The sequence below is a fragment of the Kitasatospora sp. NPDC101176 genome (assembly GCF_044768035.1).
GTDB lineage: Bacteria > Actinomycetota > Actinomycetes > Streptomycetales > Streptomycetaceae > Kitasatospora.
In genome coordinates, this window is sequence record NZ_JBIWPA010000049.1 from 1 (window position 1) to 21,829 (window position 21,829).

Sequence of the window (21,829 nt, forward strand, 5' to 3'; positions counted from 1 at the left end):
CGCCGGGATCACCGCCGACTACGACGCCGGCGTGCTGACCCTGAAGATCCCGGTCGCCGAGAAGGCCAAGCCCCGCAAGGTCGCCATCAGCCACAACGGCGAACGCAAGCAGATCCAGGCCTGACCCGTCCCCCGATGCCGTTCCGGCCGCCCCCGATCTCTCCCCCTCGATCGAAGGGGCGGCCGGAACAGTCGAGGTCGATCTCGCCGTGCGGAACCGCCGGCGGTCGGGCTGTCAGGCAGGCCCGCAAGCGGAGACGGGGCAACGCCATGAACGGCCAGAGCAACGAACCCTTCGTGGTACGGGCGCACGGCGAGATCGACCTCGACACCGCCCCCTCGCTGCGCCGTGCTCTGGCCGCTGCGCTCGAGTCGCAGCGGGAGGTGGTGCTCGACCTGTCGGAGGTGACGTTCATGGACTGCGTGGGCCTGGGCGCCCTGGTCCGGGCCCGTAACCAGGCCGACCGGTGCGGTGCCCGCCTGGTCCTGCGCGGGGCCGGTCGCCGCGTGGTGCGGCTACTCAAGCTGACGGGTCTGCACCGGCGCCTGGCCGTCGAGCCCTGACGGCCACCCGGGCGGCGTACCGGGGGCCCGGAGCGGAGGGAGAACCGCGGTGACTCTTCGATGGGAGGCGTTCCTGGAGGAGGTCCGGGAACGCGGCGAGTACGACACCCCGCAGGAGGTCGTCACCGTCGTGCACGGCTTCGGTGATCGCCTCGATCAAGGCCACCTGTCCGTTCCGGACCGTCTCCGGTGCCACGGGCGCCGGGTTTCTCACTGCCGCCGGGTGTCCCACTGCCGCCTCCCTGCGCGGTGCCGCTCGTTGTCTCCCGCCGCGCGGCGGGAGACTACCTCACTCGCGGGCGCCGCAAAATCTATGCGCGCCGGAGTAGACATTGCTCGCGGGCGGGTCTAACGTTTCTCTCGTAGACAGCAGTCGGCGATACCGGCCAGACACGAACTGGCCGGGTTGTTGGACAGAAGTTCGCGGTGCGGTCCGGCAGTGGAGTTCCGAAGCCAGCAGGTGCAGGACGGTGACGGGACTGGCTGCCGGACCGGGCGGCCCGCAGGTATCAGGGGCCGCCGCCAGCGGTACCGGTAGTACGCAGTTCAGTGAGTGCAGTACCCGGCAGTCGTCAGACAGGCAGGGCCTCGGCAAAGGCGCCCAGACTGCGGGCGCGCGTGTCGAGGAGGTCCAGGCAGTGGGGTTCCAGGCCAGCGCAGCTGCAGGACGGCCGACGGGGCTGGCTGCCGGACCGGTGGGCCGTCACGGCCACCGACCAGCAGGACGCAGTTCAGCAGGTGCAGTACCAGCAGTACCGGCAGTACCGGCAGTACGGAAATGACAGTTCAGTACAGAGGATGAACGGAGGGCGCAAGCGCCATCAGGATCGCCCGGCCCGTGAACACTCGCCCGGGCGGACACCGCAGACCCCAACGCAAGGACGGTGGTTTCCGGTCACGCATACGCGATCCCCGTACGCCCCCTCCCCTGGGGCAGTGCGGAAGTAACAGGACCGGCCCAGGCCGGTAGATGGTGTTGTTCCCCTTCGGGGCCCCGGAGCCGACACGGCCCCGGGGCCCCTCGACGCGTTCTCCCCGAGAACCAGAGAGGTGCAGTGACTACGACGACCAGCCCCGACACATCCGACAAGCTCGACGACGACGACTACCCCGCCTACACCATGGGCCGCGCCGCCGAGATGACCGGCACCACCCCCGGCTTCCTGCGAGCCCTCGGCGAACACCGCCTCATCACCCCGCTACGCTCCGGCGGCGGCCACCGCCGCTACTCCCGCTACCAACTGCGCATCGCCATGCGCGCCCGCGACCTGGTCGACCAGGGCACCCCGATCGAGGCCGCCTGCCGCATCGTCATCCTCGAAGACCAACTCGAAGAAGCCCTGCGCATCAACGAAGAGCTCCGCCGTTCCCAGCGGGATCAGGAGCCCACCGCGGACACCTGACCGGACCGGCAACCTCGCCTACAGCCGCGGGCGGAGCCTATGGACAGATTCCGCAGGCTCCCTCGCGCTGCCCCGGGCATCAGGACCGGGCCGATACGGATCGGACATCCGATGGGGTTGGGAAGTCAATGTCCTCTGTCTCGGCGAACAGGTACGCGCGAAGTCCCCGCGCATGTGTCCCTGTGATCCCGTGGGGGCCGACGGCATGATCAACCTCGACTTCGACGGGCAAGGGCGCCTCATCGGTACCGAGGTACTGGCGGGCCGGTATCACGCCAGCGGCAAACCGGTGCCGCGAGGCGGTCAGGTGCAGCCCGCGCTCGCGGCCCTGCTCAAGGCTGTACGAGGTTCTTCCGGGCGGGCTTACGCCTCTTCCGCGGAAATGGCCGGCCGTGCCGCGTAGCGGGTGCGCATCGCGTCGCTGGCTGCGGGGCCCGCGGTGAAGACGTAGGTGGTGCTGTCGTCGAGTCGGCGGCCGGTTTTGGCGTCGACGACGACGGGCTCGACCTCCTCGCCGCTGTGCGCGTCGACGAGGATCATGCTGCGCTCCGTCGGCGTGAGGCGGGAGTTGCCCCACGCGGCCAGGGCGACGATCACCGGGCGCAGCGATCGCCCGAGTTCGGTGAGTACGTACTCGTGCCGGACGGGGCTGGTCTGGTACGGCCGGCGCTCCAGCAGACCGTCCGCGACCAGGGTCTTCAGCCGGGTGGTGAGCATGCTGGAGGAGATGCCCAGGCTCTCCTGGAACTGGTCGAAGCGGGTGTAGCCGTCGAAGGCGTCGTGGAGGATCAGCAGTGTCCACCACTCGCCGACGTGTTCCACCGTCGTGGACAGCGGGCACTCCCGGTCCTCCAGCCTGATCCGGCTTGCCAAGGCGACCATCCCCTCGGTTACTGCTAAAGTCGAAGTTAGTGGCTTCTATTTTAGCAGTAGAGACGGGAGCGGCGCCTCGTGTACCCGCGCCCGGGAACGGGGCACAACGTGACCACATCCACCAGCGAATCCCTCGAAGGCCGACGCGCTCTGGTCACCGGCGGCACCAAGGGCACCGGAGCCGCGATCGCCCGACGGCTCGCCGAGGCCGGTGCGACCGTGCTGGTCACCGCCCGCAGCCGCCCCGACGGCGTCGAGGAGAAGACGTTCATCGCCGCCGACCTGTCCACCGCCCGGGGGGCCGCCCAGGTCGCCTCGGAAGTCGACGCCCGGGTGGGAGGCGTCGACATCCTGGTCAACACCCTCGGTGGGTCCGAGGCCCCGGCAGGAGGATTCGCCGCGCTCGGCGAGGACGACTGGGCAAGGGAGCTGAACACGAACCTGCTGGCCGCCGTCCGTCTGGACCGGGCACTCCTGCCGCACATGATCGCCGCGGGCAAGGGCGCGGTCGTGCACGTCACCTCGATCCAGCGCCGCATGCCGCTGTGGAACGCCACCCTGGCCTACGCCGCCGCCAAGGCCGCCCTGACCACGTACAGCAAGGGCCTGGCCAACGAGGTCGCCCCGCACGGCGTCCGCGTCAACACCGTCTCGCCCGGCTTCGTGCAGACCTCGGCCGCCGACAACCTCGTCGCCCGTATCGCCCACGACGCCGGCATCAGCCAGGAAGCGGCGCTGGGCCGGCTGATGGACTCCCTGGGCGGCATCCCGCTCGGCCGTCCCAGCCGGCCCGAGGAGGTCGCCGAGCTCGTCGCCTTCCTCGTTTCCGACCGCGCCTCGGCCATCGTCGGCGCCGAACACGTCATCGACGGCGGCACTACCCCCACCGTCTGAACCCGCCACCACCACCAGGAGCGTCATGCACGACAACCAGCCCCGGACCATCACCCCGGACGGCCTGCCCGAGGTGATCACCCGCTACCTCACGGCACACCGCGCCCACGACGCCGGCACCGCGGTCACGACGTTCACCGGCGATGCCACAGTGATCGACGACGGCCACACGTACCAGGGCAGCCTCGCGATTGAGCGGTGGCTGGACCAATCCGCCAACGAATTCACCTACAGCATCGAAACTGGCGGACGCTCAGGAGATCGACACGGCCCACTACATCGCCACACACCACCTCGAAGGCGACTTCCCCGGCGGCACGATCGATCTCCGCTATCGGTTCACGCTGCGCGACGACCTCATCGAACACCTCTCCATCGAACCCTGAGACTGCTCCCACGTGCCCACTCAGCCACCCGATCAAGAACCAGCCGTCGAGTTCGGCATCCACCCGCAGGTCAGCACGTGCCCACCTGAGGAATCAAGGCGAGCAACTCGAACAGGCCCGCACGGCACCGGACTGTCGGCTCCCAGGTCCTCGAAGAGCCTGGCGCTGCCGATCACCTCGACCTCCAGGACCTCCAACTGCTCGCTGACGGTCTTCCTCAATGGACCGGATCCGGCCCGCAGGGGCGGCGCTCCGAATGCCGAGTCCGGTGCTGCCGTGGTGGCGGCTGCCTCGGCCTGCCGGTCAGCCCTGGTAGCCCTGGTAGCCGGCGGGCCGGAAGTGCCAGACCTGGTTGTTGCCGGTCGCGGTGGCAGTGCGGCGTGACCCTGTCTGCCGGCTGATCACTTCGCCTGGGAGAGCGAGACCGCGTCGGGGCCGGCGGGGAATCGCAGCTGGCCGGTCGTGTCGTGCACGGCTCGCCACACTGTCTCGGCGACGTCGCGCTCCTTGGTGAACAGGTCCTGGCCCGTGAAGTCGGCCATGGCCTTCTTCGCCCATGGTGCGTAGGGCGTCGGGGCCAGCTCTTCCTGCAGGGCGCCCTTCGTCGCGTTGGCCGCGAAGTTCGTCGTCAGGCAGGCGCCCGGCTGGACCGTCTTGGCCTGCACACCGAAGGGCGCGAGCTCGAGCGCGAGGGATGCGGTGAACCCCTCGATGGCCATCTTGCTTGCCTTGTAGACGGCCGTGAGCGGCATGTGGCCCAGCACCACGCTGGAGGTCACGTTGACCACCACGCCGGAGCCGCGCTCGCGGAACTGGGGCAGCACCGCCTGCGTCGTCGCCATCACGCCGAACGTGTTGGTTTCGAAGACTTCCCGCACTCGGGCCATGGGGGTGCCCTCGAACACGCTGATCGACGGGATGCCCGCGTTGTTGACCAGGACGTCGATGGGCCCGGCCGCCTCGAACGCGGCGGTGATGCTCCGGGGCTTGGTCACGTCGAGCTCGACGACGCGGAGCCGGTCCGACTCGGGCAGGACGCCCGCACGCGGCGTCCGCATGGTGGCGATGACGTTCCACCCCTGCGAGTGGAAGTACAGGGCGGTCTCCCGTCCGTATCCGGATGAGGCGCCGGTGATCAGCACTGTCTTCATGGGGTGATCCTTGCGATGGAGTGGGATCCGCGGATGGACAGGCATTTTCCTGCCCAGCCGAAGAACGGGTGATCCCATTGAATCGCTCTGACCTGCTGGAATAGTAGAACTATCGTCGCTTCGTCTTGCACGATCCTCTCTCATGGTCCGGCCGCTCGGGGAAGGGCGCCTGCAGTGCTTCGCAGGCGGGCCGCGTCCCGGCTCGGGGGTGCGCCGAACTGGCGGCGGTACTCGCGGCTGAACTGCGACGGGTTGTCGTAGCCGACGCGGTGGCCGACTCCGGTGACGTCGCCCGGGCGGGTGGCGAGCAGCAGCCGGGCCTCCTGGAGACGGATCTGTTTCTGGAACTGGATGGGGCTCATCGCCGTCACCGCCTGGAAGTTGCGGTAGAACGCGGAGACGCTCATCCCGGACAGCCGTGCCACGTCCTCGACCCGGAATGGCTCGGCGTAGTGCTCGCGGATCCAGCGCACGGCCCGGGCGACATGGCTGAGGCCGCTGTCGGCGAGGCCGAGCTGGCGCACCGTCGCGCCCTGCTCGCCGGTGATCAGGCGCCACAGGATCTCGCGTTTGACCAGCGGGGCCAGTACGGCGCGGTCGCCGGGCTCGTCGAGCAGGCGCAGCAGCCGGACCACCGCGTCGAGCAATGCGGGCGGGGCGTCGCTGACGGCGATCCCTGACGGAGTGCCTCCGGCGGGGCGGGGGATGTCGCCGGGACCGGCCTGCAGTAGCAGTTCGGCGACGGCGGACGGTTCCAGCGTGAGGCCGAAGCCGAGGGCCGGCTGCTCGGGGGCGGCCTGGGTGAACTGTCCGGTGACGGGCAGGTCGACGGATGCGACTAGGTACTGCCCGGCGCCGTACGCGTAGACCCGGTCGCCCAGCGCGAGGCGTTTGGCGCCCTGGGCGATGACTGCGAGCACCGTGCCGGACATCGAGGGCGCCGGCGGATCCGGCCGGTCGACCTTGGAGATGAGGACGCCGTCGATGGCGGTGGTCCAGTCGGGCCGGGCATGCCGGGCCAGCAGGGTGCGGAGCTCTTCGAGGTGCATGCGTCCATTGCAGCACTGTTCTGGGCTGCAATTCCCGTGCTCGCGAGGATCGTGCAAGTGCCAGCGAGCATCGTTCTAACGTTTGCGCAGGTCACGGCGATTGAATGGAATCACCGCACTCCATCAATGCAGAAGAAGGCCTCCATGATTGCCACGTACGGCTTCAACGCCACGCTGACCGCCAGGCCCGGAATGGGCGACCGGCTCGTCGACCTGCTGCTGACCGGCCTGCACGAGGGCAGCCCCGGCGCGAGCGAGTACTGCGTGGTCTACCTCGTCTCCCGTTCCGCGTCCGCCCCCGACGTCGTCCACGTCACCGAGGGCTGGACCAGCGAGGAGGACCACCACCGGATCTTCGCCGGCGAGGCCGCCCAGGCCATCGTGGCGCGGATCGGCGGACTGCTGGCCAAGGAGTCCGAGTACACCGACTACGTGCCGGTCCGCGGCAAGGCCGCCTTCTGACCCGCCGAACACTCCACACCCCAGCCCCTGCCGCCGCGGTGCCCTCCGAGGCGACCCCGTCCTCGCCCGACCGTCCGCCACCACCCATGAAAGGCAACGACCATGACCACGGCACGCCCCTCCCTCGACCCCGAACTGCATGAACTCATGGCCGACATGCCGCTGATGTCCCAGCTCAGCCCGGACGTGCTGGCGCAGGTACGCCCCTTCTCCTCGATGCCCGTCGAACCCCTCCTGGAAGGTCGCGCTGTCGACCGGCGCGAGGTCACCGCCGCGAGTCCGGACGGCACCCCGATCCCCTTGTCCGTCTTCAGCCCCGCGAACGCCGATCGCGCCACCGCCGCACCCTGCGTCTACTGGATGCACGGCGGCGGGATGGTCATGGGAGACCGCTTCTCACAGATCGACATCCCGCTGGAGTGGCTCGAGGAGTTCGGCGCCGTCGTGGTCTCCGTCGACTACAGGCTCGCGCCCGAGTCCACCGGTACCGTCCCGGTCGACGACTGCTACCAGGGACTGCTCTGGATCGCCGAACACTCGGAAGAACTGGGCATCGACCCCGCCCGGATCATCGTCGCAGGCGTCAGCGCGGGCGGCGGCCTCGCCGCCGGCGTCACCCTGCTGGCCCGCGACCTCGGCACCCCGCAGATCGCCGCCCAAGTCCTGATCGGCCCCATGCTCGACCACCGCAACACCACCGCCTCCAGCCTCCAGTACTCGAACGGGCCCGGCGTCTGGACCCGCGAGATGAACGGATTCGGATGGCGCTGCCTCCTCGGCGACCTCACCGACGACGAGGTACCCGCATACGTCTCACCCGCCCTGGCCGACGACCTCGCGGGCCTGCCGACCACCTACATCGACACCGGCTCCGCCGAAGTCTTCCGCGACGAGGACACCGACTACGCCACCCGCATCTGGGTGGCCGGCGGCCAGGCCGAACTCCACGTCTGGGCAGGCGGCTTCCACGGATTCGACGCCCTGTACCCGCAGGCACACATCTCGGCCACAGCCCGCCGAACCCGCACCGACTGGCTCGCCCGACTCCTGCCCACGAACCCCGCCGCACAGGGGAAGCCGACGAGTTTCGGTCGTACGCGTCAGCCTCGGCCAAGTGGCTGTGTCTGAACTTCCGGCGCTGGTCAGGACGGGTGCAGCCGAGTGCGCAGCCAGATGCCGTTCGTATCCCCGTGACGGTGATGGGAACGGCACCCGGCATGTCTGGGCGAATGCGTGGGTGAGCGGAGGCCTCCTCCACCCGCTCCAGCGCCTCGGCCTTGCTCGGGTCGGTCGCGCGCGTGGGCGGCCGGCGCGGCTGTTCCGGCCCCGGGATCCGGCGCCCTGACGGGATCTCCGAGATCGGCCGGGCCGCTCGTGGCCCCACTTGCTCCGTCGCTCAGGCGAGCTGGGGGGTTCAACGAGCGCCTCGCAGGTTGTCGGCCGGGGCCGCCCGCTTGCGGAGTGTGCGGGCCGTGCCGGCGGGTCAGGGGTGCCGCCTGTTCTTCAGGGGAGTTTGTGGGCGAGGACGTCGAGCCGCTCGACGGAAGGGGGCTGGGCGAACAGTTCTCCGGCTCGCTCCGTCAGGGCGCTGCCCAGGCGGCCGGCGAGGTGGGCCTGGCGTGCGTCGTCGTCGGGGAAGGCGTCGAAGATGGCGAAGGTGGACGGGCTCAGGCGTACGGCGAACCAGGCCACGGTGTTGGGCTCCTCCTGCACGATGGCAAGGCCCTCGCGGAGAAAGGCGGCGACCTCTTCCTCCTTGCCGGGCAGGGCCTTGACCTGTACGTGCAGCGCGACGTTGACGTCGGCCATGAGGTGACTCCTTCCGATGCTCGGCCGCCCGGGAGCGACCGGGCACTGCAGTGACCGGTTGGCGTCGACCGGGTCTCCTCTACAGCCGCATCGACGTCCCAGTTGTAGCCCACTCTGCCACCTTTCACGGGCATTAGAGCCTTTATGTGCGGGTTGCTTCCAGTGGCCTGCGCACGTTGCCAGCCGACGAGGTAGCGGTGGAGCTCGGACGAGCCGTTCGCTCAGTCGCGAGCGCCCCGGCGACGACGGCGGCGGCCACCTCTCCCAGCGACTGCCCGATCACGGCGGAGGGTTCGACGCCCCACCACCACGACCATCCCGCTGTACTCGACCGTCACCGACGACCCCCTCGCCCCCGGACCGCTCGACGCCGCCTACTGGGTCCGCTTCCACCCCGCCGTCGAATCCGCGCTCGGGCACGGACACCGGGTGTTCGTCGAATGCACCGCCCACCCCCTGGCCGTCCGGCCCATCCAGGACTCCGCTCTCCGAATCGGCATCCACGACGCCGTCGTGGTCGGCACCCTGCGCGAGGGGACCGACGACCGGAGCGCCTTCCTCACCCACCTCGCAACCCTCCACTGCGCCGGGTACCGCGGCATCGACTGGCCCCGCCACTCGCCGGGCGAACTGGCCGACGTCCCCACCACCGCCTGGAACCGGGAGCGCTACGGCGGCGACCGCACCCCCTACCGCCTGATCGCCCCTCAGCTGGTCGGCGCCACCGAGCACCCGCTGCCCGGCGGCCAGGTCCACGACCCGGAACGGACCGGCCGCTGGCTGTGGCAGACCCCGATCAGCCCTGCCCGCCTGCCCTGGCTGGCCGACCACCAGGTGGCCGGCACGCCGGTCCTGCCCGGCACCGCCTTCGCCGAGATGATCCTGGCCGCCGGATCCCGCGCCCTCGGCACCACCTCCGTCCGCGCCACCCGTGTGGAGGTGCCCCACCCCCTGGTCCTAGATCCCGAACCCCTGGTCACCACCACGCTGCTCGAGGACGGCGACACCGCTCGCGTGGAGATCCTCACCCACACCGAGCAGGGGACGGTGACGCACGCCCCGGCACCTGGCTGCGCAAGCAGGCCAGAGCCCGCACCGAGGTCACGGGGCGGGGCAGGGCGGGGTGAAGTCGACCGCCGGGAAGTACCGTGCCCATTCGGCTCTGGTGATCCGAGGGTAGGCGCTGTCGCAGATACGGGCGGCGACCTTCTCCAGGCCGGTGTCCCACAGCCGGATCGTGAAGTCGTTGCCGCCGGTGGCCAGGGTGTTGCCGTCCGGACCGAACGCCACTGCCGGTACCGGGGTCGAAGGGCCGGTGAGGACGGCAGGAGCGGCCGCCCCGCGCACGTCCCACAGCAGGGCTCTGCCGTCTGCGGCGCCGGCTGCCAGCCGGCGGCCGTCCGCGGAGAAGGCCAGCGAGTAGAGCGAGGAGCCGGCCGCGGGTAGCCGCGTCACCTTCGCCGGGCGGCCGATGTCGCTGATGTCGATCAGCCAGACGGTCTTGTCCGCCCCGTGGACGGCGGCCAGACTCCGGTTGTCGGGGCTGAACACGCCATCGGTCAGTGGCTCGGATCGCAACGGGGACGGCAGTTCCCTGGGGCTGCGCGGATCGCTGATGTCCCAGAACCGCAGCGAGCCGGACTCGCCCGTGCTCGTCACCAGCGTGCGGGCGTCCGGGCGGAACGACGCCATCGTGACGTCCGGCCCGTTCTCGACGATCCGGCTCAGCTGCCGAGGACGGCCGGGATCGGTCAGGTCCCACAGTCCGGCCGCATGTTGCGCCCACACGGCCAGCAGGTGGCCGCCCGGGTCGAAGCCGGCCCCTGCGACTTCGCCGGCGTCGGGGGCGATGACCGATGTGAGCCGCGGTGCCCGCGGATCGGTCACGTCCCAGATGCGGACGGTGGTGTCCTCGCTGGCGGTGACGAGGGTGCGCCCGTCCGGGCTGAACGCCACGGACCGGACGAACCTGGTGTGGCCGCGCAGGACGGCCAGCGGCCACAGGGCCCGGCCGTCGGTGACCTGCCACAGCCGTGCGGTGCCGTCCCAGCCGGCGCTGGCGAGCAGGTGGCCGCCAGGGGCGAAGGCCAGGGACGTGACCACGTCGTCGTGGGTCGCGAGCGACAGGTCCCGTAGGTCCAGCAGCCGGTCGGAGTCGGCGAGTGTGCGACTGTCCGGGCTGAACGCGGCCTGGTAGGCCCCGCCGGGAATCGCGCTGACGCGCATCGGGTGAGCCGGATCGGTGACGTCCCACAGGAGAGTGGACCCGCCGACCGAGGCGAGTGTCCGGCCGTCAGGGGCGAACGCCACCGACCAGACGATCGCGGGATGGCCGATCAGGACGGCCGGCGGCTGCGTCCGCGGGCTGCTGCCGATGTCCCAGAGACGTGCGGTGTGGTCCCAGCTGCTGGTCGCCACGGTGCGGCCGTCCGGACTGAATGCGACCGAGGCCACCGTGTCGGTGTGGCCGCGCAGCACGTCGAGGTCGCGCGGGTTCGCCGGGTCGGTGACGTCCCACAGCCTGGCGGTGGTGTCGCCGGTGGTCGCCAGTGTGTGGCCGTCCGGTGTGAATGCCACCGAGGTGATCTGGCCGCTGTGGCCGGGGAGGGTGGCCAGCAGCCGTGGCTGCCGGGGATCGTGCACGTTCCACAGCCGAGCCGTGCCGTCGGTGTGGCCGGTGGCGATGACGTCGCCGCCGGGCCGGAACGCCACCCACGTCGGCGCGGCCGACTGTTCCGGCAGGGTTCCCAGCTCGACGGGCGCTCGCCGGTTCGTCACGTCCCACAACCGCACCGATCGTTCGCTCGCCGCCGCGAGGACGTGGCCACCCTGTCCGAACGCGACCGACAGCAGCCGCCAGGGCTGGTCCAGGACCGCCAGCTGGACGGGGCGGTGGGCGTCCCCGACGTCCCACAGCCGGATCGTGCGGTCCCAGCTCGCGGTGGCGAGGACCGTGCTCTGCGGGGCGAAGGAGACCGAGACGACATCGGAGGTGTGGTTGGTGAGCCGGCTCGTGTACGGCGCCGCGAACGTGCTCATCAGCTGATCACGGACGTCGTCAGTGGCTGCCAGCCGGTACGCGGCCAGGTTCAGCTGCGCGGCGAGCGAGGGGTTCTGCTGTCGTACTCCGGCCGCGTCCTCGGTGGCCTTGCGTGCAATGGCCACGTTGCGCTGCCGGATGGCCGAGCTGCGCGAGCCCACGGCCAGCGCGCCCGCGGTGGCGGCGATGACCACCAGCACGGTGAGAAGCGTGACCAACTGCCGAAGGTGGACCGTCCGCCGCCTGATCGCCGCCGTCTCACCGGTCTGCGCGTCCCGGCTCGCGTCGAGGAAGCGCCGTTCCCTGGACGTCAGCCGACTGCCGCTCGCAGCGGCCAGGTCCAGTGCCGCAGCAAGGCGGGTACCCCGGTACAGGGCGTGCGGGTCGCGGTCGTGCGCCTCCCAGCCGGCGGTCGCGTCAGTGATCTGCCGGTGCAGGAGCAGCCGGTCCCGGTCTTCGGTCAGCCAGCCGCGCAGCCTCGGCCAGCACCGGATGATCGCCTCGTGGGTGATCTCGACGCAGTCCTGGTCCAGTGTCACCAGCCTTTGCCGGGCGAGGGATTCGAGCACGGCGGCCATGTCGGGGGCCGGGTCGAGCTCGTCCCTGCTGATCCGGCGCCTGGTGTCCTCGGTGCCCTCGCCCAGCGCGGTCAGCCGCAGGAACAGCGATCTGGCGAGGTCCTGCTGCACCGGTGTCAGCGCCCGGTAGGCGGCCTCCGCCGTCTGCGCGAGCGCGTGCTGGATTCCGCCGGCTGCCAGGTACCCCTCCAGGGTCAGGCGGTTGCCGCTGCGGCGGCGCCAGGTTTCGACCATCGCGTGTGAGACCAGTGGCAACGCACCCGGCTGGCCGGTCGCGTCTGCGACCACGGCCGCCAGCAGCGGGCCGGTCACCGTGCAGTCGGCGAGTTTGGCCGGCCGGGTGATGGCCTCGCGCAGCTCTTGGCTGCTCATCGGGCCGACCGCGATCTGCGCGTCGCGCATCGCCCTGACTAGCCGGGGGTCCTGGACGCAGTGGCCGTAGAAGTCGGCGCGCACGCCGACGACCACCCGAGTCCGGCCGGTCGTCGCGGTGGTGGCCGCGATCAGCATGGTGATGAACGCGTCCCGTTCGTCCCGGTCCCGGCAGAGCGTGAAGACCTCCTCGAACTGGTCGACCACGATGAGCATGTCGGTGTCCGGCGTACGGTCGATCGTGGCCTGCCGGATCCGCAGGTGCAGCATCGCGGGATCGTCGCGCAGCTCGGTCATCAGCGGGCCGGGTGCCTCTCCCGTCGCCACGGCCAGCCGGACCGCGCATTCCTCCACGGGGTGGGTGCCTGGCGTGAAGAGCATCACCGGCCACCCGGACGCCCGCGCGTGGGCGACGAGCCCTGCCCGTAGCAGCGAGGACTTCCCCGATCCGGACGGCCCGAAGACCGCCACGAAGCGGTGGTCACGCACCTTCGCCAGCACCTCGCCGGTCAGTCGCTCGCGGCCGAAGAAGCGGTCGGCGTCCTCCGGCTGGAACGCCGACAGACCGGCGTACGGTGCGCCCCGCAGGTCGGCTTCGCCGGGCTCGCCGCAGGCAGCGCCGACGGCGAGCTCGGCGGCGACCGTGTGCCATCGGGATTCCCAGGCACGGCGGTCGCCCTGACACGCCGCAACGTACGCCAGCGTCACACCCAGGCTCGGAAAGGTGCGCCCGCCCGCGGCGTCCGACAGTGTCGTGGACGAGTAGTGCGCCCTTTGCGCCAGTGCCCGGTAGGTCGGCCGTCCCGCTTCCTCGCGCAGCCTCCGCAGGTCGGCCGCGAACCGTGTCAGGGGACCGGCGTCCGGGTCCAGCGGGCGTTCGGCGCGTGGCATGGCTGTCCTTTGCAGAGCCTTTCCGGAGCCGCGATTCGCGGCGATTGTCCGGCAGTTGATGTCCGGCGTTCCCGTCCCGGCACCGGACAACATTGGCGGCTAGACATGACCTAGCGCAACCGCGCAATGACTGTACGGAGGCTCGCGTGAAAGCTGTGCAACGACTGATGCCGCTGCTGGTGGCCGTCGGGCTCGCGGTCGGCGGTACCTTGACGGGTTCGCCGGCGTCCGCCGCCGCGCCGCTGCTCAGGTCCAACATGAACGGGAAGTGCGCCGACATCTTCATGTTCCACCAGGAGAACGGCGCCTCCACCGTGACGTGGGACTGCACCGGCAACACCAACCAGCAGTGGAGCTGGGACGGTGAGCAGATCCGTTCGGGCATGAACGGAAAGTGCCTGGAGATCTACGCCTTCGTTCAGGGTGACCAGGGGTCGGTGAGCACCTGGGACTGCGACGGCGGCAGTAACCAGAGGTGGTACCGGAACGGCGGCGAGATCCGTAGCCGGATGAACGGAAAGTGCCTCGACATCCTGGGCGGCCGGCCCGAGAACGGACAGCTCCTGGTGAGCTGGAGCTGCAACGGCGCGCCGAGCCAGAGCTGGGACTTCTGAGCGCTGGTCCGGCCCGGCAAGCGAGGTGCCGGGCCGGACCCGCACATCGCCCACTGTGGCCCACAGCCCGACCCGCGCCTCCACGACTTCATCAGGCCGTCAGTACGAACAGGAGGAATCACCATGCCCAGGAAAAAGTCGACCCCGGTCGGTACGGCCATCGCCGTTGTCGCCGCTCTCACGGCCCTGAGCTCCGCACCGGCGCACAGCGTGTCCAGCCGGGCCGGGAACGAGGGGACAACCCCGGCGGTCCCGGCGAACAACGGCAGCCCCACCCCGGGCTGGGCCGCTCCCGCCGGAGTCACCGGGCCGCCCGCTGATCAGGATCGGGGCGACACCCAGCCGGACCTCCTCTGGTACGACACCAGCCTCAACCAGTTCCAGATCTGGTACATGGACCAGAACCGCATCATCGGCCGGGGGACCGTACTCCTCCCGGACGGCAGCCCGGCTGGTCTGCCAGCCGGCTGGCAGACCGCCGGCGCGGCAGACTTCAACAGGGACGGAGTCGCGGACGTCATCACGCACCAGCCCGACAGCGGTGAAACCGTGATCATGTACCTGGACGGCAACGGCCATCTCATCACCGGGCACGTCGTGCTCGACGAGAACGGCAAGACCGCACACGCCGGAACACCCTGGCAGATCGCCGGCGCCGCGGACTTCAACCAGGACGGGTACCCGGACATCCTCTGGCACAACACCAGCACCAACGAGACCCAGATCTGGTTCATGAAGGACAGGAGCATCATCCAGCGGCAGGATCTGCTGGAGGAGAACGGCAGTCCCACCCGCGTCGGAGCACCCTGGCGGATCGCCGGCGTGTCAGGTCCCGGATTCAACCCCTACAAGGGCCCGGACATCCTCTGGCACAACACCGACACCGGTGAGGCCCAGACCTGGTCCGTGGACTACAACCACCGCATCGCCCAACGGCAGAGCCTGTACGACGAGAACGGCAACCTCATCCACGTCGGTGCACCCTGGCAGATCGCCGGCACCGCGGACTTCGATCAGGAAGGAATCCCGGACATCGTCTGGCACAACACCGACACCGGTGAGACCCAGATCTGGAACATGGGCACCTCCCGCGTCTTCTCCCGGCAGGACGTGGTCGACAGGAACGGGATCCCCACGCACGTCGGAGCACCCTGGCAGATCGCCGGCGTCGCGAACTTCTGATCCCGATCCTTGACGACGGGTCGTTGGAATCGGTGCAGGTCCCACACCAGGGTGCGGGACCTGCACCCAGTGAGCCGGAGGCCGTGCCACCGGCGAGACGACGGCAACGGGCGCCCTGGCGTACGCGGACGCGGCCGGCACGCTCCGAGATTTCGCGCCCGCCGGGGCATCATGTTTGATCTTGCTCGGGCAAAGGACCGTCTTGAGACCGGCGCGGACTCGGTGGAGCTTGAGGTCGCAGGTCCGCGAGCACCCGGCCGATCAGCGGGGCAGGATGCGCAGTACTGCCTCGCGTTCTCCGCTGAGCTGCAGGCCTTGCTGTACTGCGGTGCTCAGGTCGAGGTCGCCGAGCAGGGTCGCGGCCAGCAGGTGCGGCGGTCCGGTCAGTGACGCGGTGGGGTGGTCGACCCGGCCGGCGTGGGTGTGTACCGAGCCGTCCTTGACTTCGATGACCAGGTCCTCGTTGCCGTCGGCGTGCAGCTGCAGGGCGATGGCCGGCTGGTCGGGGCGGTGGTCGGTCAGTGCCCGGGCGGGCATGTCCAGCCAGTGGGTGCGGAAGGTGTCGCTGCCGCCCGGCTCACGCAGCAGCGGCACGCCCCACCGGCTCAGCTCCTGCAGCACCGGTTCCAGTGCGCGGCCACGCTCGGTGAGGGAGAACAGGGTGGTGGCCACCGGCGGCGGGGCGGCCTTGCGGTGGATCAGGCCGGCTTCCTCCAGTTCGCGGAGCCGGTCGACCAGCAGGTTGCTGGCGATCCCGGGCAGCCCGTTGCGCAGGTCGGTGTGCCGGCACGGACCCAGGGCGAGCAGTTCACGGACGATCAGCAGGGTCCACCGGTCGCCGATGGTGTCCAGTGCTTTCGCGATGCCGCAGTACTGCCCGTAGGTGCGCATGCCACCACCCTACCTTGCAGCGTTGAGATTCAGAACTCTCTTGTTGACTTTCTCAACAACGGCGGTCTAGCGTCGCTGCCCATGACCACCACCCTTTCCGTGCGTCGGCTGGCCTGGGCCGGCGTCGAGATCCGTCTCGGCGACACCCGCCTGCTGATCGACCCGCTCGAGAACGTCGCTCCGCTGGCGCCGGTGATGGGGCCGCCGCACCGGCCGGTCGACCCGGTCGACACCCCGCCCGGCACCCACGCCCTCATCACCCACCTGCACCCCGACCACTACGACCACGACCTGATCGCCCGGATCGCGGCCACCGGCACGATCGGCTGCCACACCCCGAGCGCGGCGGCGCTGCACGAGGCGGGCATCACCCCCGTTGCCCAGGACCTGGGCCAGCCACGCCGCATCGGAGCGCTGACCGTCACCCCGGTGACCTCGCTGGACTGGCGCGGCAACGACTGCGACCAGGTCGCCTGGGTCGTCGAAGGCGCCGGCCGGCGGGTCATCCACTGCGGCGACACCCAGTGGCACGGCAGCTGGTGGCAGATCGCCCGCGACCACGGCCCGTTCGACGTCGCGTTCGTCCCGGTCAACGGCGTCATCGCCCACTTCGAGGGCTACGCGGCCAACGTCCCGGCGACCATGACCCCCGAGCAGGGCGTCGAGGCCGCCGTCGCACTCGGCGCCGCCACCGTCTGCGCCATGCACTACGGCCTGTTCCACAACCCGCCGTTCTACACCGAACAACCCGACATCGAGCAGCGCTTCCGGCACGCCGCCGCCGAGCGCGGCATCACCGCGGCCGTCATCGCCGACGGCCAGCCCGTCCTGTGACCATCGGAAACAAGGAGCACCACATGAAGATCGTCCTGTTCGGTGCCAGCGGCAACATCGGCCGGCCCACCACCGAGGAACTCCTGCGTCGCGGCCACACCGTCACCGCGGTCACCCGAGCCGGCCACGTCGACGGACTCGAGCACGAGGCCCTGACCGTGACCACCGGTGACGTCACGGACGCCGCCGCGGTCGCCGGCCTCGCCGCCTCCCACGACGCCGTACTGTCGGCCGTCGGCCCCCGGATCGGCCAGGAGAACGACCGCGCCACGATCGTCGGAGCCGCCCGTGCGCTGATCGACGGACTCCGCCGAGCCGGCGTCACCCGCCTGGTCACCATCGGCGGCGCCGGTAGCCTGCGCACGCCGACCGGCGCCCGGGTCATGGACGCCCCGGACTTCCCCGCACTGTGGAAGGCCAACGCCGAGGCCCAGTCCGAAGCGCTCGACCTCTACCGCGGCGTGCACGACCTCGACTGGACGTACGTGTCGCCCGCCGCGGTCATCGCAGCGGGCGAGCGGACCGGGGCCTACCGCAGCGCCGGGGACACCCTGCTCACCGACGACGACGGCAACAGCCGCATCTCGTACGCCGACTACGCGATCGCCCTGGCCGACACGATCGAGAGCGGCACCGCGATCCGCCGCCGCATCACCGTGGCGTACTGAGCCATGAGCAACGACGCCGCCGGCCGGCACACCCGATCCATCGTCCTGCTCGCAGCGCTCGCGGCCCTGGGACCACTGTCCATCGACGGCTACCTGCCCGGACTGCCGGAACTCGCCGGCGACCTGCGCGCCGGCGCCGCGGCCACCCAGCTCACCATCACCGCCTGTCTGGTCGGGCTGGCCATCGGGCAGCTGATCGCCGGGCCGCTGAGCGACACCTATGGCCGGCGGCGTCCGTTGCTGGCGGGCCTCGCCCTCTACACGACCGCCAGCGCGCTCTGCGCGGTGGCACCCGACGTCCGGACCTTCGTCGGCCTGCGCCTGGTCCAGGGCATCGGCGGGGGGTTCGGCATCGTCATCGCCAACGCGATGGTCCGCGACCGCACCTCCGGAACCCGCACCGCACGTCTCTTCTCCGCACTGACCTTGATCACCGGCCTGGCGCCCGTGTTCGCGCCGGTCCTCGGCGGCCAGCTACTGCGCGTCACGGCCTGGCCGGGGATCTTCGTGGCCCTGGCCGTACTCGGCGCCGTGATGCTGGCGGCCTCCGCCGCCGGACTGCCGCAGACCCGCCCCTCCGCGTCACGCCAGCCGCTGCCGGCCGTCGTCGGGCAGCTGCTCAGCGACCGGGTCTTCACCGGGTACGTCCTGGCCAACGGCCTGGTCTTCGCGGCGATGTTCGCCTACATCTCCGGCTCGCCGTTCGTCCTGCAGGACATCCACGGCCTGTCACCGCAGCAGTACAGCGCCGTGTTCGCCGTCAACGCCGCCGGACTCATCGCGGCCGCCCAGATCAGCGGCCGGCTGGTGGCCCGGGCCGGCGCCCGCGTGCTGCTGCTCGCCGGTCTGCTGGGCGCGACAGCCGGTGGTGCCACGGTCCTGGGCGCGGTGCTGACACGGGCACCCCTGCCCGTGCTCCTGATCGGCCTGTTCGTCCTGGTCTCCAGCGTGGGCCTGGTCATGCCGAACGCCGCGGCCCAGGCCCTGGCCGACCACGGCGGACACGCCGGGTCGGCCGCCGCTCTGCTCGGCTTCAGCCAGTTCATGATCGGCGGGGCACTTGCTCCTCTGGCCGGCGCGGGTGGCGCCACCGACGCCTTGCCGATGGGAATCATCGTCGCCGTGCTGCCGGCGCTCGCTCTGCTCACACTCGGCGTCCTCACCCGGTCGATGCCCGGTGAGCGCACTCGCAGGCCGGCTCGCCAAGGACCTGCCGGGCACCGGCGACCGCGCCGGCACATCGATCGCAGACGAGCCGGCATCCAGTGAATCGGGCCGGCGTCCGGCGAACAGGGTGATTCCGCGATCAGCGTGACAGACATACGACGGGTTCTCCAGCTGTGGGGCGATCAGCTCGGCGGCCGCGGCGAGGACCGGAACGGGGACGGTCACGGTGCGCAGGTGCAGCAGCTGGGCGGCCGCCAGCTCGTCGGGCGTCACCCGAGTGCGGGTGGTGGGGATGGGGGAGCCTATGCCGCACGGCTGCTGAGTGCTGGTCAACCCGGACCGTTCTCCCGCGCACCGGCCGGTGCGAGCGGGTCACCCCGAGTACGTGCTGTTCGCGCCTGCGGTGGCGGTGCGGTCGGCGGTGGTGGCGGCGTCCAGTCCGTCGGCGAGCAGGGTGACCTCGCGCGGCGGGTCGCCGAGCACGCAGGACGGCATGGCGGCCGCGAGCGCGCACACCGCGACCAGCGGCAGCCGCTCGCCCGGCGCGAGGTCGGGCAGGGCGCCGGTGTGGGTGGCGCCGAGGGCAAGCTGACCCAGCAGCAGACCGCGCTCCTGGACGCGCTCACCCGGCACGCCGAGACCGTCACCGGCTGACCCGCCCCCGAGCCGCCGTCGCGAGCAGACTCCGTCGTCGCGGCCCACTCCGGGCCGGGATCCTCACGCTGCTCACCGCTGGCCCGTTCGTCCGGCCGGTGTCCGGCCCCGAGCCGGGTACCGGGCGGTCCGCTGTGCTGGGCCTGCCGTGCGGGGTGGTCAGGAGAAGATGACCGAGCGGAGCTTGAGGCGGTTGCCGAGGATCTTGCCGGGGGCATGACGTAGTAGACGTCGCCGTTGCAGTCGAAGTCGAAAAAGACGGTGGCCGTGGCGGTGGTGAGGTTCTTCGGCGCGGAGGCCGGGTTGTCCTCGGTGGCGCCCGCCAGGTTGATGCACTCGCGGTCCGCGGGGTCCAGGAGCAGCCGGGGCAGGCCCTGGCCGCCCGTGTACTCGAAGGCCCCGGTGGCGGCCTGGGCGGGGTTGGAGATGGTCAGGGCCAGCAGCAGGGCACCGGCCGAGGCGACGAGGGTGTTGCGAAGACGCATGCTGTGTTCCTTCCATCCGAGTGCCGAAACACCCGGCGTGGGAAGGATTCGTTCCCGTGTTCCGGAGCGGATTGCCGAATGTCACAACGGAGCGTCGGATTCACCCGTTCGGCGCAACACCGGGGCCTGCCGGGCCTGGTGTGCCTGCCTGGCCTCCGTCCCGGCGCCGTCGGAGTGCCGCAGGCGTCGCAGGGCTCCGCGCCTCGCGTCTCCCCGGAAGGCGTCGCCCACTGCGCCCTGCCGGGTCTTGCCGTGCCGGAGCCCGTCGTCCACGCCGAGGCGCGGGAGGCCGGCGCGACGCTGCATGCCGCCCTCGCCCAGCACCCTGCTCGCACCCTCTTCACCCAGGACGAGGACGACGACCAGGAGGACGGGCTGCTCGACGGCGTCCGCGGCCGGGTCCGCCGCCGGGCGGCCGGGATGACCCGGGAGGACCTCCAGCAGGCCCTGCACCGGGCCCGGGAGGACGAGCGCGCCGCCGACGAGTGGGAATGCGACGCCCTGGCCCCGTGCGTTCTCGGGGCCAGGGGTGGCGTGGTACGGCGTCGTCCGGTCCCAGCGCCTGGCCCGCCCGCCCGCTTGCCGCCGCCGTGGCGGGTGGGCGGGTTGTGGGCCTTGCTGCGCTTGTGGGTGTCAGTGCCGGGCCGTGCCGCCCGGGCCGCCGCCCGGTCTCGGCTGGTGCCTGCCGGCCGGTTCCGGGCTGCTCCCGCTGGCCGGCCGCCCGCCCCGGGCGCCGTCGTCGCCTGTGTCTGCCCGTCCGGGGCCGGTCCGGCGGCCGTTGCTTGCCCGTTCGGGGCCGCTCGCCGCCCGCCGTCGCCGCCAGTCGGCTGGCTGTCTGGTCTGGGGGGCGTCGAGGGCCTGTTCGCCCGGCTTCCGGCCCGGCTTCCCGCTTCCCGGCCGGTGAGCGTCCGGGAGGCGGGTGGTGACGGGTGGCTGGGGTGGGGTTGGGTCAGTTGCTGGGGGCGGGTAGGTCGAGTGCGCGACGACGGATCTCGGCGGCCTTTTCGTTGTCGCTGCCCGTGACGGTGACAACTCCGCCTGGCGCGGGTTGCCCGTCGGTCGTCACGGCGACGAATCGGGTCTGCGGGTTGGCTTTGGATGCAGTTTCCAGCGCCTGGCTGAAGGTTGGTCCGATGGCGATGACGAGGTCGCAGTGTTGTGCTGCAAGTCCCGAGAGGTAGGGAAGGGCCTGATCGGCGGTGGTTGCCGGGACGAGGAGTTGTCGCACGTTCAGCTGGTTCTGCTGGGAAGCGTCTTGAAGAGCTGACCAGATCGCGCTGGTCTCGCTGTGCCTCGCGGCTTCGGTGGCATCGCCGGTGAGGCAGGCCGTTCGGCGGCCAGCGATGTTGGAAGGGCTTATGACGGTTGGAGGGTCCACCTTGCCGTCATTTTTGCTCGCGTGCCACATCCCGGCACCGGTACCCACTACGACCGCCAGTGCCGCGGCCAGCCCGAACACCCACCGGTGACGGGGGGTGAGATGGAACGTCATGTCGGGCTTCTCCTGGCGGTGATGTGCGGTGGGCGCGGTCAAGTCTCGCCTGGTGGTTTCCATTGTTCGGTAAAGAATATGAAAAATATCTTAAGAACATTTCAGTCTATCATGTCCCTATTTTGCACAAAGCGGCCATGGCTTCCTCAATTCCTGCCTGTACCTGTCGCACTGACGTCCGATAGGAAGGGCACGGACCGATCGCCGTAGGGGGCGAGTCGGTCGTTCCACCTGCACTTTGAAGGACTTGTCGTGCGTCGCTCGCTTGCACTCGTTACCTCTTTGGCGCTTCTGCTGGCCTTGGGCACGCAAGAAGCGAGCGCGTTCACGGCGACCAAAGCCCCGGTTCCGACGGTCACGCCGAAGACTC

Annotated in this window: 20 protein-coding genes and 2 pseudogenes; 13 read left to right on the plus strand and 9 right to left on the minus strand. The window is 70.6% G+C overall.

What is annotated here, in order from left to right:
• From ACIRS1_RS37405 to ACIRS1_RS37415, 3 genes and pseudogenes are all read left to right on the plus strand, one after another.
• Window positions 1-124 (plus strand): annotated as a pseudogene (locus tag ACIRS1_RS37405) (Hsp20/alpha crystallin family protein); the annotation flags it as partial.
• Between the two features lie 146 nt (window positions 125-270).
• Window positions 271-564, plus strand: coding sequence for an STAS domain-containing protein (locus tag ACIRS1_RS37410; protein WP_402847048.1), 294 nt, complete (start codon window positions 271-273; stop codon window positions 562-564).
• Window positions 565-1,619: 1,055 nt separating this feature from the next.
• Complete coding sequence (locus tag ACIRS1_RS37415; protein WP_402847050.1) at window positions 1,620-1,967, plus strand: MerR family transcriptional regulator; 348 nt, start codon at window positions 1,620-1,622, stop codon at window positions 1,965-1,967.
• A gap of 363 nt (window positions 1,968-2,330) precedes the next feature.
• Here ACIRS1_RS37415 and ACIRS1_RS37420 read toward each other — a convergent pair whose 3' ends face one another.
• A complete protein-coding gene (locus ACIRS1_RS37420; RefSeq protein ID WP_387908229.1) occupies window positions 2,331-2,849 on the minus strand; it encodes a winged helix-turn-helix transcriptional regulator in 519 nt (172 codons plus the stop codon).
• 99 nt (window positions 2,850-2,948) lie between these two features.
• On the opposite strand from ACIRS1_RS37420, the gene ACIRS1_RS37425 reads away from it, so the two are divergent.
• Both ACIRS1_RS37425 and ACIRS1_RS37430 read left to right on the plus strand, forming a co-directional pair.
• Window positions 2,949-3,734, plus strand: coding sequence for an SDR family oxidoreductase (locus ACIRS1_RS37425; RefSeq protein WP_402847054.1), 786 nt, complete (start codon window positions 2,949-2,951; stop codon window positions 3,732-3,734).
• Window positions 3,735-3,925: 191 nt separating this feature from the next.
• Window positions 3,926-4,120 (plus strand): hypothetical protein, encoded by a 195-nt coding sequence (locus ACIRS1_RS37430; RefSeq protein WP_402847056.1) that lies wholly within the window; start codon window positions 3,926-3,928, stop codon window positions 4,118-4,120.
• A 401-nt stretch (window positions 4,121-4,521) separates the two neighbouring features.
• Here ACIRS1_RS37430 and ACIRS1_RS37435 read toward each other — a convergent pair whose 3' ends face one another.
• Window positions 4,522-5,271, minus strand: coding sequence for an SDR family oxidoreductase (locus tag ACIRS1_RS37435; protein WP_402847058.1), 750 nt, complete (start codon window positions 5,269-5,271; stop codon window positions 4,522-4,524).
• 140 nt (window positions 5,272-5,411) lie between these two features.
• Entirely contained in the window at window positions 5,412-6,320 is a 909-nt protein-coding gene (locus ACIRS1_RS37440; protein ID WP_402847060.1) for an AraC family transcriptional regulator N-terminal domain-containing protein, read from the minus strand.
• 144 nt (window positions 6,321-6,464) lie between these two features.
• On the opposite strand from ACIRS1_RS37440, the gene ACIRS1_RS37445 reads away from it, so the two are divergent.
• Both ACIRS1_RS37445 and ACIRS1_RS37450 read left to right on the plus strand, forming a co-directional pair.
• Window positions 6,465-6,782, plus strand: coding sequence for a putative quinol monooxygenase (locus ACIRS1_RS37445; RefSeq protein ID WP_387908240.1), 318 nt, complete (start codon window positions 6,465-6,467; stop codon window positions 6,780-6,782).
• 102 nt (window positions 6,783-6,884) lie between these two features.
• Window positions 6,885-7,910 carry an alpha/beta hydrolase gene (locus ACIRS1_RS37450; RefSeq protein WP_402847062.1) on the plus strand — a complete coding sequence of 342 codons (1,026 nt, stop codon included), beginning with the start codon at window positions 6,885-6,887 and terminating at the stop codon, window positions 7,908-7,910.
• 375 nt (window positions 7,911-8,285) lie between these two features.
• On the opposite strand, the gene ACIRS1_RS37455 is transcribed toward ACIRS1_RS37450, so the two are convergent.
• A complete protein-coding gene (locus tag ACIRS1_RS37455) occupies window positions 8,286-8,591 on the minus strand; it encodes a putative quinol monooxygenase (protein WP_387908243.1) in 306 nt (101 codons plus the stop codon).
• A gap of 321 nt (window positions 8,592-8,912) precedes the next feature.
• On the opposite strand from ACIRS1_RS37455, the pseudogene ACIRS1_RS37460 reads away from it, so the two are divergent.
• Window positions 8,913-9,605 (plus strand): annotated as a pseudogene (locus ACIRS1_RS37460) (acyltransferase domain-containing protein); the annotation flags it as partial.
• A gap of 87 nt (window positions 9,606-9,692) precedes the next feature.
• On the opposite strand, the gene ACIRS1_RS37465 reads toward ACIRS1_RS37460, so the two are convergent.
• Window positions 9,693-13,472, minus strand: coding sequence for a helix-turn-helix domain-containing protein (locus tag ACIRS1_RS37465; RefSeq protein WP_402847064.1), 3,780 nt, complete (start codon window positions 13,470-13,472; stop codon window positions 9,693-9,695).
• 146 nt (window positions 13,473-13,618) lie between these two features.
• Between ACIRS1_RS37465 and ACIRS1_RS37470 the strand changes: the two genes are divergently transcribed.
• Both ACIRS1_RS37470 and ACIRS1_RS37475 read left to right on the plus strand, forming a co-directional pair.
• Complete coding sequence (locus ACIRS1_RS37470) at window positions 13,619-14,086, plus strand: RICIN domain-containing protein (RefSeq protein ID WP_402847065.1); 468 nt, start codon at window positions 13,619-13,621, stop codon at window positions 14,084-14,086.
• Between the two features lie 123 nt (window positions 14,087-14,209).
• Window positions 14,210-15,268 (plus strand): FG-GAP repeat domain-containing protein, encoded by a 1,059-nt coding sequence (locus ACIRS1_RS37475; protein ID WP_402847068.1) that lies wholly within the window; start codon window positions 14,210-14,212, stop codon window positions 15,266-15,268.
• A 261-nt stretch (window positions 15,269-15,529) separates the two neighbouring features.
• On the opposite strand, the gene ACIRS1_RS37480 is transcribed toward ACIRS1_RS37475, so the two are convergent.
• Entirely contained in the window at window positions 15,530-16,159 is a 630-nt protein-coding gene (locus ACIRS1_RS37480) for a winged helix-turn-helix transcriptional regulator (protein WP_402847069.1), read from the minus strand.
• An 81-nt stretch (window positions 16,160-16,240) separates the two neighbouring features.
• Between ACIRS1_RS37480 and ACIRS1_RS37485 the strand changes: the two genes are divergently transcribed.
• Genes ACIRS1_RS37485 through ACIRS1_RS37495 form a run of 3 tightly spaced genes read left to right on the plus strand, consistent with a single transcriptional unit; the run spans window position 16,241 to window position 18,930 of the window.
• On the plus strand, window positions 16,241-16,993 hold the full coding sequence (locus ACIRS1_RS37485; RefSeq protein ID WP_402847071.1) for an MBL fold metallo-hydrolase: 753 nt from the start codon (window positions 16,241-16,243) through the stop codon (window positions 16,991-16,993).
• 23 nt (window positions 16,994-17,016) lie between these two features.
• The gene (locus ACIRS1_RS37490) at window positions 17,017-17,661 is read left to right on the plus strand and encodes an NAD(P)-dependent oxidoreductase (RefSeq protein ID WP_402847072.1); all 645 of its coding nucleotides are present in this window, start codon (window positions 17,017-17,019) and stop codon (window positions 17,659-17,661) included.
• A 3-nt stretch (window positions 17,662-17,664) separates the two neighbouring features.
• Window positions 17,665-18,930 carry a multidrug effflux MFS transporter gene (locus tag ACIRS1_RS37495; RefSeq protein WP_402847074.1) on the plus strand — a complete coding sequence of 422 codons (1,266 nt, stop codon included), beginning with the start codon at window positions 17,665-17,667 and terminating at the stop codon, window positions 18,928-18,930.
• 270 nt (window positions 18,931-19,200) lie between these two features.
• On the opposite strand, the gene ACIRS1_RS37500 is transcribed toward ACIRS1_RS37495, so the two are convergent.
• The 3 genes from ACIRS1_RS37500 to ACIRS1_RS37510 form a co-directional block, all read right to left on the minus strand.
• The gene (locus ACIRS1_RS37500) at window positions 19,201-19,461 is read right to left on the minus strand and encodes a hypothetical protein (protein WP_402847076.1); all 261 of its coding nucleotides are present in this window, start codon (window positions 19,459-19,461) and stop codon (window positions 19,201-19,203) included.
• A 587-nt stretch (window positions 19,462-20,048) separates the two neighbouring features.
• Window positions 20,049-20,420 (minus strand): hypothetical protein, encoded by a 372-nt coding sequence (locus ACIRS1_RS37505; RefSeq protein WP_402847077.1) that lies wholly within the window; start codon window positions 20,418-20,420, stop codon window positions 20,049-20,051.
• Window positions 20,421-20,916: 496 nt separating this feature from the next.
• The gene (locus tag ACIRS1_RS37510; protein ID WP_402847079.1) at window positions 20,917-21,459 is read right to left on the minus strand and encodes a BMP family ABC transporter substrate-binding protein; all 543 of its coding nucleotides are present in this window, start codon (window positions 21,457-21,459) and stop codon (window positions 20,917-20,919) included.
• Window positions 21,460-21,829 lie beyond the last annotated feature (370 nt).

Coding starts and splice junctions, on each gene's coding strand:
- ACIRS1_RS37410 (WP_402847048.1), top strand. CDS start 271: ATGAACGGCCAGAGCAACGAACCCTTCGTGGTACGGGCGCACGGCGAG.
- ACIRS1_RS37420 (WP_387908229.1), bottom strand. CDS start 2,849: ATGGTCGCCTTGGCAAGCCGGATCAGGCTGGAGGACCGGGAGTGCCCG.
- ACIRS1_RS37435 (WP_402847058.1), bottom strand. CDS start 5,271: ATGAAGACAGTGCTGATCACCGGCGCCTCATCCGGATACGGACGGGAG.
- ACIRS1_RS37440 (WP_402847060.1), bottom strand. CDS start 6,320: ATGCACCTCGAAGAGCTCCGCACCCTGCTGGCCCGGCATGCCCGGCCC.
- ACIRS1_RS37445 (WP_387908240.1), top strand. CDS start 6,465: ATGATTGCCACGTACGGCTTCAACGCCACGCTGACCGCCAGGCCCGGA.
- ACIRS1_RS37450 (WP_402847062.1), top strand. CDS start 6,885: ATGACCACGGCACGCCCCTCCCTCGACCCCGAACTGCATGAACTCATG.
- ACIRS1_RS37455 (WP_387908243.1), bottom strand. CDS start 8,591: ATGGCCGACGTCAACGTCGCGCTGCACGTACAGGTCAAGGCCCTGCCC.
- ACIRS1_RS37465 (WP_402847064.1), bottom strand. CDS start 13,472: ATGCCACGCGCCGAACGCCCGCTGGACCCGGACGCCGGTCCCCTGACA.
- ACIRS1_RS37475 (WP_402847068.1), top strand. CDS start 14,210: ATGCCCAGGAAAAAGTCGACCCCGGTCGGTACGGCCATCGCCGTTGTC.
- ACIRS1_RS37480 (WP_402847069.1), bottom strand. CDS start 16,159: ATGCGCACCTACGGGCAGTACTGCGGCATCGCGAAAGCACTGGACACC.
- ACIRS1_RS37485 (WP_402847071.1), top strand. CDS start 16,241: ATGACCACCACCCTTTCCGTGCGTCGGCTGGCCTGGGCCGGCGTCGAG.
- ACIRS1_RS37490 (WP_402847072.1), top strand. CDS start 17,017: ATGAAGATCGTCCTGTTCGGTGCCAGCGGCAACATCGGCCGGCCCACC.
- ACIRS1_RS37495 (WP_402847074.1), top strand. CDS start 17,665: ATGAGCAACGACGCCGCCGGCCGGCACACCCGATCCATCGTCCTGCTC.
- ACIRS1_RS37510 (WP_402847079.1), bottom strand. CDS start 21,459: ATGACGTTCCATCTCACCCCCCGTCACCGGTGGGTGTTCGGGCTGGCC.